The organism is Cryobacterium adonitolivorans (genome assembly GCF_004402695.1).
In the GTDB taxonomy this organism is placed as follows: domain Bacteria; phylum Actinomycetota; class Actinomycetes; order Actinomycetales; family Microbacteriaceae; genus Cryobacterium; species Cryobacterium adonitolivorans.
Window position 1 is genome coordinate 118,717 of the sequence record NZ_SOFL01000036.1, and the last position, 13,418, is coordinate 132,134.

The window sequence follows — 13,418 nt, forward strand, 5'->3', positions numbered from 1 at the left end:
CCGCTCCTTTAGCGTCAATGCAGGCCGCCTCGCTCACCTTCTGGGCAGCGGGGCACCACTTTATTTCACGAAGGAGTGCCCTCATGTCCAAAATCTGGTCCCACCCGGGTGATGCGCTGCGCGACGTAATCCGAGACGGCGCGACGGTCGCCGTGGGCGGGTTCGGCCTGAGTGGCAATCCGACCGACTTGATCGAGGCTCTGCGAGACTCCAAGGTCACTGACCTCACGATCGTCTCCAACAACATGGGCGTCGATGGTCAGGGCCTCGGTCTGCTGCTCGAGGCCAAGCAGGTGAAGAAGGTCATCGCCTCCTATGTGGGCGGGAACAAGCTGTTCGCCCGCCAATTCCTCAACGGGGTATTGGAGGTGGAGTTTGTGCCGCAGGGCACACTCGCCGAGCGGCTGCGCGCGGGCGGCGCCGGGATCGCAGGCTTCTACACCCGCACCGGCGTCGGCACGCTGGTCGCCGAGGGCAAACCGCACGCGGAGTTCGACGGCCAGACTTTCGTTCTGGAACGGGGAATTGTCGCCGACGTCTCCCTCGTGCACGCCTATCGGGCGGACATAGAGGGCAACCTCGTTTACCGACACACAGCCCGCAATTTCAACCCGCTGGTCGCGACCGCCGGCCGCACGACCATTGTCGAGGCTGAGCAGATCATCGACGGCTACCTCGACCCGAACGCTGTCGTCACTCCGGGCATCTTTGTCCAGCGCCTCGTTTCCGCCCAGCTACGCGAAAAGGCGATCGAGCAGCGAACGGTTCGGCCGCGTGACCTCATCGCGTCTGAACCCAGAAAGCCACGCCTCGAGATGGGACAAACGAAATGACGTGGACACGGGACGAGATGGCGGCGATCGCCGCGGCCGAACTGAGTGACGGCGAATACGTCAACCTCGGAATCGGTATCCCCACTCTGGTGGCGAACCACCTGCCGGCCGGGGTAAGGGTCACCCTGCAGAGCGAAAACGGCCTCCTCGGCATGGGCCCGTTCCCGTTCGAGGGCGACGAGGACGCCGACCTGATCAACGCGGGAAAGCAGACCGTCACGCTTCTGGACGGAGGCAGCTACTTCGACTCCGCCATGTCGTTCGGCATGATCCGCGGTGGGCACGTTCAGACCGCCATCCTCGGCGCGCTACAGGTCTCCGGCCGTGGCGACCTCGCCAATTGGATGATCCCCGGCAAGCTTGTCAAGGGCATGGGAGGTGCCATGGACCTGGTGGCCGGAACGCCGCGCGTCATTGTGGTGACCGAACACACCGCCAAGGACGGCAGCCCCAAAATCGTCGCCGAGTGCGACCTACCGCTCACCGGCGTCGGCGTGGTGCAGCGCATCATCAGCGACCGCGCCGTCTTTGATGTCACCCCGGACGGTCTGGTGCTGCGCGCCGTCGCCCCCGGTGAGGGCGTCACCGAGCTGCGCTCCGCCACGGGCGCCGACTTCACGGTCGACCTGGACTACACGGTGGTTCCGACGCTCGCCGGACCGGCGGATCGCTCATGAGCGCCATCATCATCGGGTATGCCCGCACACCGTTCGTGAAGTTCAACGGCTTATTCGCGACCCTGCCCGCCACGACATTGGGCGGCCACGCCATCGCCGCCGCCCTCGACCGCGCCGGAGTCGCCCCCTCCGACGTGCAGCGGGTGATCGCCGGCCAGGTCCTGCAAGCCACAGCCGGCCAAAACCCGGCCCGGCAATCCGCGGTGGCCGCGGGCATCCCGCTCACCACGCCCGCGATCACACTCAACGTCGTATGCCTCTCGGGCATGGAAGCGATCATTGCCGGCGTTCGGCTCATCGATGCCGGCGAAGCCGACGTAGTGGTCGCCGTCGGTCAAGAGTCGATGTCGCGCGCACCGCACGCCTGGTCGGGTTCACGGGCCGGCCGCAAGTACGGTGCTGTCGAACTCGTCGACACACTCGAGCATGACGGACTGACCGACGCGTTCGAGCACCGTTCGATGGGCGCCTCCACCGAGGAATTCAACACTCGGCTCGGCATCGACCGTTCCGATCAAGACGCCTGGGCCGCCGCATCGCACGCCCGGTTGGTCGCAGGAACCGAGTTCCAAGCCGGCGAGATTGCCCCGGTCACCATCCCCGGTCGGCGCGGCGACACCGTGGTGTCCGCCGACGACGGCCTACGCGCTGAGACCACCGTCGGGTCCCTCGCGATGCTGAGGCCAGCCTTCGGGGCGGTCGGCACGATGACGGCGGGCAATTCTTCTCAGATTACGGATGGCGCTGCCGCCGTCGTGCTGATGAGCGAGGCCGCGGCGGCGTCCCGAGGCCTCCGCGGCATCGCCCGGGTGCTCGCCCACGCGTTCGTTGCCGGCCCGGACATCTCGCTGCACGCCCAACCCGCCGCCGCGATCTCCGCCGCGCTGGCCCGGACCCACTACACAGCGTCTGACCTGGGCGCCATCGAAATCAATGAGGCCTTCGCCGCCGTAGCCGTGCACTCCAGTCGCGTCCTGAGCGTGGACCCCAAGATCGTGAACGCCCACGGCGGCGCGATCGCCCTCGGCCATCCCATTGGCGCGTCTGGCGCCCGCATCGTCGGTCACCTGGCCCGCCATCTTGCGAACCTCGGCCCAGGAACTGTAGGGGCTGCAGGTATCTGCGGTGGCGGCGGCCAGGGTTCCGCTGTGGTCCTCCAGGCGATGTGACGGTGTACTCGGTGAACTTTGTGAGTCGGTCCCCGAGAGAGGAACCGCATTCGTTGACGACGGCCGCAACCGATGAAACACCTCTCGCCGAATCCACGCCATTCGTAGCGTCCGCATCCGAATGCCGTCGCTCAGGGCGGATTCGTGTCGGCTGGGCAGGGCATCAGTAAGTCATGAAGAGAGTTTGGTATTGCGGTGAATCGTTCCTAACCACCGACGGGGTTGCGGATGCACTCGTGGAGTTGGTGGTCGCGTTTCCGGATGGCCACGGCTCCGAGTTGCTCGAACTACCCGCGGTCGACCGTGGCGGTGATGAGGTGGTCGTCCAAGTGATCGTCGGACCGGGCAGCGAACTCATCAGCGTTCCGGAAGAATCCATGGCTGGTGAACCCGACACCCTTAAAACGGTCGCCCACCTTCGATCTCGAATGCGCACAACAACGGTCGCGCGCGAGCTGACCTACTCAGAGGCGTTGTCCTTCGCAGAGTACGGATGGGACACATACTAGGTCTAATACGCATTCGGGCTGCGGCGCGCAAAACGCTCGACGTAACACCGCTCCGCGAGTGAAGGAATTCGGGAACTCGGCCAGTTGGATGCGCTCATTGACGAACCTGCGGAGCATGCGACGCATTGCGAATGGGCCCCGCGAAAAGTGCCACAGGTCGACCAGTCTCCCCATAGCTCCGCATATCGAGAAGTCGAGTCCGGATTGTCGTTCAGGGCGAATTACGCTCCGCCACTCGTCCTGAGTGAGCGATGATCGAGACCGTGCCCACCACCGAGCCGGTTACGTCCTTCACTCGTGCGGTATGCCTGCACCGCCCGCGCGCAACCGCTCGGCGCGTGTGCCCTGGGCCGAGAACTCGACATCGAGCTGCCCGCGAGATATGCCGGGCGGACCTCTTGTTCTCCCCCACGTACGAGTAGATTACGCGCCGCACCTGCTCGTTCTCGAGCAGCACCCGCCAGCCCCTTCCCGTCGACGCCCATGTTGTTCGAGACGTCCGCCAGATCTTTCACGTTAGTGTCGCGCACCGCGTCGATGGGATCGGCGGGGAGCCCACTGAGCCCGAAACCGGGGACCGCGAGTGTCATCCCGTCGGCGGGCAGGGGGTCGATGGCCTCTCGCGCGCTCGGCCATAGCTTCGTCCTTGGTCTCCTGCTCTCGAGATGGGAAGGTCAGAATGGGTACCTGCCAGGCTCGCTGCTCATCGTGGTGAGCCTGATCTCAGTGAAGTCCTCGAGCGAGTAGTACCCGGATCGGCCCCAGCCGCTGGCTTTCACTCCCCCAACTGGTAGCGATGCTTCGCTGGCCATCGTTGGTGCGTTCACATGGACGATGCCGCTATCGAAGCGCTGGGCGATGTCCAACCCGCGCGCCCGGTCTCCGGTCATGATGGATGCGCTCAGCCCGTAGGGCGTGTCCTGGGCATCCCGGAGCGCATCCTCAAGATCGTCGAATGCCTCGACAACCAGAAGCGGCCCGAACGTCTCGTTGCTGCCGGTGGTGCAGATCGCCCCGGCGGGTACGTGGGCGAGGATCGTCGGTGGATAGAGCCGACCGTCCGCCCGGCCGCCGGTGACCAGCGTCGCGCCTCGATCCAGGGCATCCTTGACCCGCAACTGGATCTGCTCGAGCGCACTGTCATTGATGAGTGGTCCGATGATGACGCTGGGGTCTGTCGGGTCCCCCACCTTCAGACTCTGCACTCGTGCCGAGAGGGCAGACACGAACTCGTCGTGAAGGGCCCGGGCGACATAGACCTTGCGGGAGTTCATGCACACTTGGCCCTGGTGCAGGAACGCTCCGAAGGTGACAGCTTTGACCGACTCCACGATGTCGGCGTCGTCGAGGATGATCACGGGGTTGAACCCGCCGAGCTCGAGGACCATGCGCTTGAGTGCCCGCCCTGCACGTTCGCCGAGGATCCGCGCGGTCTTGTCCGAGCCGGTGAAGTTGATGCAACGCACAGCCGGGCTCTCGAAGAAGACCTCGCCAATCGCTGCCGCCTCGCCCGGCGCATTCGTGACAACATTGAAGGAACCAGCGGGGAAGCCCGCCTCCTCGAGAATCTCGGCGTGGATTAGCCCGGAAGACATCGGTGCCAGCTCCGAGGGTTTGATGACCGTCGTGTTGCCGAAGGCCATGGGGAGCAGGAAGGTTCGCCACGCGAGGTAGAACGCTCCATTCCACGGTGTGAAACCGGCGACGACTCCGAGCGGCTTCCGGGTGACCAGCGCCATTCTGCCCGGGGTGTCGCTGCGAAGTACGTCGCCCGCAGGAAGGTAGCCCCATCCGGCGGCCTGCCTCAACATCGCCGCCGACAGTCGAATCTGGAAGGTCGAGAAGGCTCGACTCGCCCCTCCTTCAACCGCCATGAGCTGCACGAGTTCCTCTGTGCGGCGCTCGACAATGTCGGCCGCCTTCAGGAACAGCGCCTGCCGCGCGCCCGGACCCATGTTGGCCCACGCGGGGAATGCGGCTGCGGCCGCCGCAACGGCAGCCGCCGCATCCGCCGCAGTTCCCGCCGCCACCTCGGCGACGAGCTCGTCATTGAGCGGATTCGTGACCGCGAACGTTCGTCCGCCCGATTCGGTCCACGCACCGTTGATGAAGTGGGAGGTCGTGATGGTCATGCTGCTCCAATGCGAAGAAGGGACTCTGCGTTGCCGTGCGCGATCTGCTGGCGCTCGACGTCCGATACCGGCGCTGACGCCAGATAGCTCGTCGCTTGCTTGCTGTTGCCGAATGGATAGTCGATGGAAAACAGGACCCGATCGACCCCGAACGCGGCAAGCGCACACAGCAGTGGCGCGTCCGAGTTGTAGCCGGACGTGGTGAGGTAGAGGTTGCGGCGCAGCGTCTCGGCGACAGTTAGCGACTGCCCGGTGATCACTGGGCTGAGCATGCTCTCGATGCGGTCGAGGTGGAAAGGCAGGCCCTCGCCCATGTGCCCGACGATGATCTTCAAGTCGGGCAACTCCTCAAACACTCCCGCTGCGACCATGCGCAGCACGTGCATCCCGCACTCGGCGTGCCAGCCCCATCCTGACGTCGAGAGACACGCCTCGACCTCGGGCGCCAGGCCGGAGAAGTATGCCTCCTGCACAACGGCGGGCGCGGGCGCCGGATGTAGGTAGATCGGCACGTCGAGACGCACTGCGGCAGCCAGGATCGGCCGGACCGACGGATGATCCAGGAAGATGTTGCTGGTCTGCCCGTGAATCATCGCTCCGAGGAATCCGAGTTCATCGACACAGCGCGTGAGTTCGTCGACTGCGGCTGAGGTATCGGTCATCGGCAGCGCCGCGAACGCCCGGAATCGATCCGGGTACGTCACCACCGTGTGCGCCATCCGATCATTCAGCTCGCGGTGCACCGAGATCGAGCCCTCTGGTTCGAGGCCCTGCACGAAGTAGCTGAGTGCCGAAAGCACTTGGATATCGACGCCGGCGTCGTCCATGACGGCGAGCCGCGCTGCGCCGAGGTCATCGAGCTCGGCGGCACGCTTGCCCGCACGATCGCCGAGATCAACGCCAGCGGATTGCATGACGTCTCGGGGCAACATGTGCTCCTCAAGCGCGATGATTTTCATCGACGCGACCCTTGATAGCTATCCCACTCGCGACGCACGAACGACTCGAACCCTTTCGGCTCGCGGCCCAACAACCAGGTGAGCACGTTGGAGTTACCGATGAAGTCATGGGCGCTGTAGCGCGCGGAGATCGAGCGGAGCACCGACAGCTCGTGGGACGCCGTGCTTGGGTCGCGCCCGCCCAGCCACGCGCTGGCATACTCGTCGGCGTTGATCTGCCGCAGGCCAATGGGACGCCCCGTCACCCGTTCGATGACCGCGCGCAGGTCGTCAGCCGTATAGCGACCGAGACCGACCAGTTCGTAGGTGGCGCCGACGTGCTGCTCCGGGTACTTCAGCACCTTCGCCACTACCGTCGTCACGTCGTCGAGGTCTACGAGTGACTGGCGACGCTCGAGCGCCCAGGAGAGCTCAAAGACGCCCCGCTCGAACGCGGGCCGGAGTTTGAGCGGGAGCATGTAGTTCGAGGGCTGAAGGATTGTGAATTCCAGGTCGGAAGCCAGCAGGTGCTCCTCGATATCGCGTTTGATCTCGTGCTGCACGAGATCGGTGACTATCGAATGCAGGACCGAGCTAAAGACGAAGTGCTCGACACCTGCTGAGGTCGCGGCGTCGACAAGCCCAATTCCCATCTCCCGCTCGAGCGGATGGAGCGTGGGTCCGACGTGGTAAACGGCGCGCACGCCCTCGAGCACCGAGGCACGCACGCGTGCGTCGCCGAGGTCGCCGACAACTGCCTCATCCGCACCGCGTGAGAGCAGCGCCGCGGCCGACTGGTCTGTTTTCACCACTACCCGCACGGGCTCGCCGGCCGCCAGCAGCTTAGGAAGCAGGAGCTTACCCTGGTTGCCATTGGCCGCAGTGACGAGGATCACGACGACTGGCCCGCAATAAAGCGTTGGGTGATCCTGCCGATCCCTTCGATCTCAGTGATGAGAGTCTCACCATCGACGAGGAAGCGCTTCGGGTCGCGGCCTGCGCCAACCCCGGGAGGCGTACCGGTGAAGATCAGGTCTCCGGGTAGTAGCTCGACGATCGCGGAGAGTCGCTCGACAAGTTGCTCGACGGAAAACACGAGCTGGTCTGTGCTGCCATCCTGCACGCGGGTCTCGCTGCCGTCGACGGCCACAATAGTTGCTGAAATGGAGAGCACGGATGCGTCGACGAACTCGTCGAGCGTGACGACAATCGGCCCGATCGGTGCGAAGTTCTCGAACGACTTGCCGATGCTGAACTGTGGCGGCTGGTCCTGCCACTGGATCGTGCGCTCCGAAAGGTCCTGTCCGACCGTGTAGCCGGCGATCCGAGAACGGGCATCGGCGGCGGCGATGTGGCGACCGCCTGCGCCGATGACGACCACGAGCTCAGCTTCCCAGTCCACGGTGTTACCGGGCAGGACAACGTCGACATCGGGCCCGGCTACCGACGAGCTGAACTTTGTGAACACGACGGGCTTCTCCGGCAGCGGCAGGCCGGACTCCGCCGCATGGTCGGCGTAGTTCAGCCCAATACCGATTACCTGCCGCGGGCGGGGCGACACAGCTGCGAGCTTCGCCTCAGCGAGGGCCGAGGCATCCGGGTGCCCGACGATGTCGATCCCGGATGCCCACCCCTGCAGTTCCGACCACTGAGCGAACGCCGCCATCGGGTCGGCGACGAAGGCGCCCCCGCTCGCGGTTTCGACGTCGAGGATGTGGTCGCCGCTCACCAGGGCGAGTCGACCGTTGTTGTTCGCGATGCGCATGAGATTCCTTAGGAGGTGGGCGGTCCGAAACCGCGGAGTGCGGAGTCGAGAACGGTGTCGGGGTCGTCGGAGGCGGGTCCGGCCCAGGCGATGTGCTGGTCGGGTCGCACAAGTACGACGCGATCGTCAACCGGGTCGCCGATAACAAGGGGCACGCCGCGCCGAGCGGCGGCAGCAGCCCAGCGACCGTCGCCACCGAGGACGGTGAACTCACGACCAAGGCTGTCGAAGATCGACTCGCCCCCGGTGCTGCGCGAGTGCGGGAGTCGATTGCCCGCAGCCACGACTGGGTAGTACTCGCCTGAAGTCGGAGCCTGGTGAGAACTGTCCGGGCCGTATCCGTAACCGAGCACGAGTCCGAGGCTGTAGAACTCGGCATGTTTGACCTGCTTTATCGAGAGGGCCGCAGCGGATCGGGCTTGATCGCCCTCAGGACCGTCGTCGATCAGCTCGGGCGAAGTCAGGTCGATCGACAGGGCGCGCATGTTCTCGCCCGCGAGGTCGATGGTCTGCTGTGCGACAGGTCGGCGCTCCGCTTCGTAGCTGTCGAGCAATTCGGCAGGAGCCCAGCCCTGAACCACGGCCGCGATCTTCCACGCCAAGTTCACGGCATCACCCACCCCGGTGTTGAACCCGTGGCCGCCCCACGGCGGATTTTGATGCGCGGCATCGCCCACGAGATAGGTGCGATCCGAGCCGTAGGAGTCGGACAACAACATCCGGGCCTGCCAAGGGTCGGTCGCCAGCACTTCGACATCGATGTCAGCACCGGCCAAGCCACGAACCAGTGCAGCGGCCTCGTCATCATCCTCGATAGTTTCCGTGCCAGTGGCGATCGCCCACCAAAGGCCATCCAGAGACAGCGGTCCTAAGACGCCCGGGAAGGAGGGGTTGAGCACCCAGTGGTGGATCGCACCTCCTTCGGGCAAAAGCGCTCCGAGCTGCTCGGACCGGAACGTAATGTTCACGTTCGGCCGTCCTGCGGCCGCCCCCACATAGTGGGCGCCGAGGGCCGCCCGCACGACGCTGCGCGACCCGTCGGCACCGACAAGGTAGTCGCAGGTGACCGTGGAAAGCACGCCGTCAACGTTCTCGATGCGGACGAAGGGAAGATCGCCGTCGAGATTGACATCGATCACCCTGCTCCCCAGCTCGAGGGTCGATTCTGGGCGCTGCTGGAGGAGCGCTCGGAGTGCCTCTTCCACGACCGGTTGTGTGACCTGCTGCGCAGCCTCTGCGGTCAGGTTGGAGTCCTGCAGGTCGAGACCCAGAACTCCTGAGAGTCGGGTTATCTCGCGGCCCGTCGCCGTCGTGCAGAAGCGGACCTCACTCGACCATTCCACGGGGATCGCCGCGCGGCGACGGATCTCGGCCGCGGCACCAGTACGCCGGTACAACTCCATCGTGCGCGCGGACGTCGTCTTCGCACGCGGGCGCGAATGCTCGACGTCGACCCGGGGCTCCACGATCAGGGATGCGACACCGTGATGAGCAAGCTCGAGAGCGGTAGTGAGCCCGACCGGACCACCACCGACGATCAGTACCGGAACACGACGTGGCGCATCCGGCGTGTTAGTCACCACACCTCGGGTAGGAAGATGTCTTCGGGGATGATCGCGGGCAGGTACTCGCCTGCCCGGGTGCGCTCATGGATCTCCTGGAACGACAGGCCCGCGTCGCGAGCGGCCACAAGCTTCTCGGGGTCGAACCACGTACCGATCGGGTTCTCGGCAAACTCCTTAGCGTTGGCGATCCACTCGCTCGAATCTGCCCAGTCGCCGAACCCATCGACCTGGATCTCCACGCCGTTGCCATCGGGGTCCTGGTAGTACACCGACATGGTGATGCCATGGTCCAGCTGCAGGAACGGCAGTATCCCCTGATCCCGAAGCCGCACGTAGTTGTTGATCCACATGTCAAAGGTTTCAAATTCGAATGCGGTGTGATGGATGCCCGTCTCATGACCCTTGTCGGTCGGGTGCTTCAACCCTGGAGGCGAGAGGAACGCGATACGGTGGTTCGCCTCATCGTTCGTCAGCCACGATGCCTCATCGCTCTGGAACACCGGTTTGAGCCCGCACACGAGCCCATACCAAGAGACCATCTGGTCCATCCGCAGGGTGGTGAAGGTCGTGTGGTGGAGCTTCGGCGGGTTGACCGGGTAGTTCTTCGCCTTGTTGTCCGGCATGTTCTCTCCTTTGAGATTCGGTGGTCGGGACAGGATGCAAGTCAGCGGGTTCGATCCACCAGGTCGAGAGCTGCAGCGATCTGCGCGGCCGGGCCGATCTCGTGGTGGTCGTATAGCTGTTGGAGGGTTCCGGTCTGGCCGAACTCCACGACGCCGAGGTTAACGCTCCTGACGCCACGGATGGTCGCCAGGAACGCCAACGTGTGCGGGTGCCCGTCGAGCACGGTGACCATCGGCACGGCACGATGGGCGGGGAACACCTGCTCGAGGATCGCCGTATCGCCATCGCCATGACCGCTGCGGGCGCGGACCGCGCGGTAGAGCCGATCGGCGCTCGTGACGCAGATCACATCGGCGCTCACTCCGAGCTGCTCGAGCCGGTCGGCCGCCGCGATCACCTCGGGCATGAGTGCTCCCATGCCGACGAGTGTTACATCCGGACTCGCTGTCCGTCGCAGTGCGTAGGCTCCGCTGACCGCGTGCCGGCGGCGGCGCTCGCGTGCTGCCGGATCGGTCGGGACCGATGCGAGCGTCTGGTCGATCATCCGCGAACTCAATCGCAGGTAGCTCGACGAACCGTCGGGGCGCCCAAGTCGCGAAAGAGAGTCGAGCATGCACCACTCGAAATCCTGGGCGAACGCCGGCTCGAACGCCACGACGCCGGGCTGCTCGAGACCGACCGACGGAGTGATAATCGACTGGTGAGCGCCACCCTCGGCCGCAAGCGTGACACCCGACGGAGTGCCGACGAGGATCGACTGGCCGCCTCCGTACACCCCGAACGACCACGGCTCGAGTGCGCGGGTGACAAAGGGGTCGTAGAGGGTGCCAATCGGCAGGAGCGGCTCGCCCCACCTGCTCCAGGTCGCGCCGAGTTCGCCGAGAAGGCTCACGAGGTTCACTTCGGCGATGCCCAACTCGATATGCTGACCGGTCGGTCGTTCGTCCCAGTGCAGGATGGTCTCCGCATCGTCTGCGAACCAGTTGCGCTTCTCCGTCGGCGACCACACCCCAGCTCGGTTGACCCAGCCGCCGAGGTTCGTGCTCGACGCCACGTCGGGCGCGATCGTGACAACGCGGCGCGCAGCCTCCGGAGCGACCCGGACGAGGTCGAGCAGCAGGCGGCCGAGTCCCTGCTGAGTCGAGCTGTGCCCCTTGATCTCCCGTTCGAAATCAGACGGAATGGCCAGGATGTGCGGCAGCGCCACCGGCTCGCGGTGCAGGCGATCCGCGACCCGGGCACAGAGGTCGGCTTCGAGCGAGCCGGCGGCGAACCCGCGCCAGGGGTCGTCGGCGCTCTCCCCCAGCTCGGCTGCAACCTGCGCGAGCTGCTCCGGCTTGAGCAAGTTCGAGTGGTTCTGGGGATGACCCGCACTCGGCAACCCGTTGCCCTTGATCGTGTAGGCAAAGATCACTGTCGGGCGGCTGTCATCGATCTCATCGAACGCCCTAAGCAGACTCGGGAAGTCGTGGCCGCCCAGTCCCCGGATGATCTGCAGCGCCCGCTCGTCGTCGAGCACACTCAGCAACGCTTCGATGCTCGCCGCCCCCTCACCCGAGCCGGGCAGTCGCTCGCGCAACTCCTCGACCGAGCAGCGGAGCATGCGCTGGTACTCCGGGTTGGACATATTGTCGATGCGACGGTGCAGGTGCTCTCCGCCCGGCTGCGAGAACAGCTCGGTGAGGAGGCCGCCGTACTTGAGCGGGATCACTTGCCACCCCGCGGCGGCGAACATGGCCTGCAGGCGGGTCGCTGAGATGTTGGGCACGACGCGGTCGAGCGACTGTCTGTTGAAATCGACGATCCACACGAGTTCACCCAGGTCGGCGACCATCGGGTCGAGCACGGCCTCCCACACCGCGCCTTCGTCCAGCTCCGCATCTCCGACGAGACTGAACTGCCGGCCAGCGCTGCGCGGTGAGCCGACAGTGTCGGCAATGTAGCGGCGAGCGATTCCGCCCCAGATCGGAGCGGTCGCTCCGATGCCCACGGATCCCGTGGAGTAGTCGACCGAATCAGGGTCCTTCGAGCGGCTCGGATAGCTCTGCAGCCCGTGGAAGGCGCGGAGAGTGCCAAGTTCGGTGGGGGTGAGCTCCCCCAACAAATAGTTGATCGCATGCAACACCGGCGATGCGTGCGGCTTGACCGATACGCGATCTTCAGATGTCAGGGCGACGAACCAGAGAGCCGTCATGATGGTGGACATCGATGCGCTCGACGCCTGATGCCCGCCGATCTTGAGCCCGTCCGGATCCTTGCGGGCGGGCGAGTTAGCGGCATCGATGATCGCCGTCGATAGCCATAGCACCTTACGCTCGATCGACGCGAGCACGTCGAGACCCACGGTGGTTGCGCCGATCCGCTCCTGTGTCGCCATCGCCTGAACTCCTTCGTTACCGGCAGGATATATCCTATAACGTAGCAACTGCAAGTGTACTAGTGAAACTCGCTGGTTCGAGCGTGGCACGATGTTGTGAGATCAATCAAGGAGAGCGCATGGCAGTGCAAGGGCAAGGGCAAGGGCAAGTGCGATCAGTGGCATCTTCCAACAGTTCGGCGGTCGATCTCGTCACCGCCGAGATTCGCCGGGCCGTGCTCACCGGCACGCTGGCGGCGGGCAAGCAGTTTTCCATCCGCGACCTCGCCGAGCAACTCGGCGTCAGCCACATTCCGATTCGGGAGGCCCTACGCCGCCTCGAATCGCAGGGCCTCATCCTGCTGCCTAAGGCGCGAAGCGCAAGCGTCGCCCCCCTGGACCTTAAAGATCTGGAAGCCATCTACCGACTGCGCTATGTGGTGGAACTGCCGCTCGCCGCGACATCGGTGGGCCAACGCACCCCCGCAGAGGCCAGCCACCTCAACGACCTCCTCGAGGCAAGTCGGGACCTCGATCCGGAGGTCGCCTGGCAGGGGCATTACGACTTCCACGAGGCTCTCGTGCGTCCCGCTGCCAACCCGTGGGACGACCGTATACTGCACACGCTATGGATGGCCGCCGAGCGATACACGCACTTGGTATTCGATCCCACCCAGATCACCGTTGCGGAACGCGCACGACGCTACGAAACCCATCGTGTGCTGCGAGACGTCGCGATGGCGGATGACCCGGCCGCTATGTCCGAGGCACTACGCCTTCACCTGGCCGCCAATGAGAATCGTATTCGCGCGCACATTGCACCTCTGAAGGGCAACTGACGAATCCGCTC

12 protein-coding genes and 1 pseudogene are annotated in these 13,418 nt (G+C 65.0%); 5 read left to right on the plus strand and 8 right to left on the minus strand.

Annotation, left to right across the window (positions count from 1 at the left end; genetic code table 11):
• Positions 1-83 precede the first annotated feature (83 nt).
• From E3O42_RS11365 to E3O42_RS11380, 4 genes are all read left to right on the plus strand, one after another.
• A complete protein-coding gene (locus E3O42_RS11365) occupies positions 84-833 on the plus strand; it encodes a CoA transferase subunit A (protein WP_134454043.1) in 750 nt (249 codons plus the stop codon).
• Entirely contained in the window at positions 830-1,510 is a 681-nt protein-coding gene (locus E3O42_RS11370) for a 3-oxoacid CoA-transferase subunit B (RefSeq protein ID WP_134454044.1), read from the plus strand. The genes E3O42_RS11365 and E3O42_RS11370 overlap by 4 nt, the downstream gene beginning before the upstream one ends.
• Positions 1,507-2,679 carry an acetyl-CoA C-acyltransferase gene (locus E3O42_RS11375; RefSeq protein WP_134454045.1) on the plus strand — a complete coding sequence of 391 codons (1,173 nt, stop codon included), beginning with the start codon at positions 1,507-1,509 and terminating at the stop codon, positions 2,677-2,679. Before E3O42_RS11370 ends, E3O42_RS11375 begins: the two co-directional genes overlap by 4 nt.
• Positions 2,680-2,852: 173 nt before the next feature.
• Positions 2,853-3,188, plus strand: a complete 336-nt coding sequence (locus E3O42_RS11380; RefSeq protein ID WP_134454046.1) for a hypothetical protein — start codon at positions 2,853-2,855, stop codon at positions 3,186-3,188.
• Between the two features lie 300 nt (positions 3,189-3,488).
• Here E3O42_RS11380 and E3O42_RS11385 read toward each other — a convergent pair.
• From E3O42_RS11385 to E3O42_RS11420, 8 genes and pseudogenes are all read right to left on the minus strand, one after another.
• Positions 3,489-3,778, minus strand: a pseudogene (locus tag E3O42_RS11385) (CoA-transferase); the annotation flags it as partial.
• Positions 3,779-3,862: 84 nt separating this feature from the next.
• Positions 3,863-5,320, minus strand: a complete 1,458-nt coding sequence (locus tag E3O42_RS11390; protein WP_134454047.1) for an aldehyde dehydrogenase family protein — start codon at positions 5,318-5,320, stop codon at positions 3,863-3,865.
• Entirely contained in the window at positions 5,317-6,279 is a 963-nt protein-coding gene (locus E3O42_RS11395; protein ID WP_134454048.1) for an amidohydrolase family protein, read from the minus strand. The genes E3O42_RS11390 and E3O42_RS11395 overlap by 4 nt, the downstream gene beginning before the upstream one ends.
• Complete coding sequence (locus E3O42_RS11400) at positions 6,276-7,154, minus strand: NmrA family NAD(P)-binding protein (protein ID WP_134454049.1); 879 nt, start codon at positions 7,152-7,154, stop codon at positions 6,276-6,278. The genes E3O42_RS11395 and E3O42_RS11400 overlap by 4 nt, the downstream gene beginning before the upstream one ends.
• The gene (locus E3O42_RS11405) at positions 7,151-8,023 is read right to left on the minus strand and encodes a fumarylacetoacetate hydrolase family protein (protein ID WP_134454050.1); all 873 of its coding nucleotides are present in this window, start codon (positions 8,021-8,023) and stop codon (positions 7,151-7,153) included. The genes E3O42_RS11400 and E3O42_RS11405 overlap by 4 nt, the downstream gene beginning before the upstream one ends.
• Before the next feature lie 8 nt (positions 8,024-8,031).
• Positions 8,032-9,606, minus strand: a complete 1,575-nt coding sequence (locus E3O42_RS11410; RefSeq protein WP_338144950.1) for an FAD-dependent monooxygenase — start codon at positions 9,604-9,606, stop codon at positions 8,032-8,034.
• The gene (locus E3O42_RS11415; RefSeq protein WP_134454052.1) at positions 9,600-10,211 is read right to left on the minus strand and encodes a VOC family protein; all 612 of its coding nucleotides are present in this window, start codon (positions 10,209-10,211) and stop codon (positions 9,600-9,602) included. Before E3O42_RS11415 ends, E3O42_RS11410 begins: the two co-directional genes overlap by 7 nt.
• A gap of 41 nt (positions 10,212-10,252) precedes the next feature.
• Positions 10,253-12,679, minus strand: coding sequence for a transketolase-like TK C-terminal-containing protein (locus E3O42_RS11420; protein ID WP_338144951.1), 2,427 nt, complete (start codon positions 12,677-12,679; stop codon positions 10,253-10,255).
• 68 nt (positions 12,680-12,747) lie between these two features.
• On the opposite strand from E3O42_RS11420, the gene E3O42_RS11425 reads away from it, so the two are divergent.
• Complete coding sequence (locus tag E3O42_RS11425; RefSeq protein WP_166787976.1) at positions 12,748-13,407, plus strand: GntR family transcriptional regulator; 660 nt, start codon at positions 12,748-12,750, stop codon at positions 13,405-13,407.
• Positions 13,408-13,418 lie beyond the last annotated feature (11 nt).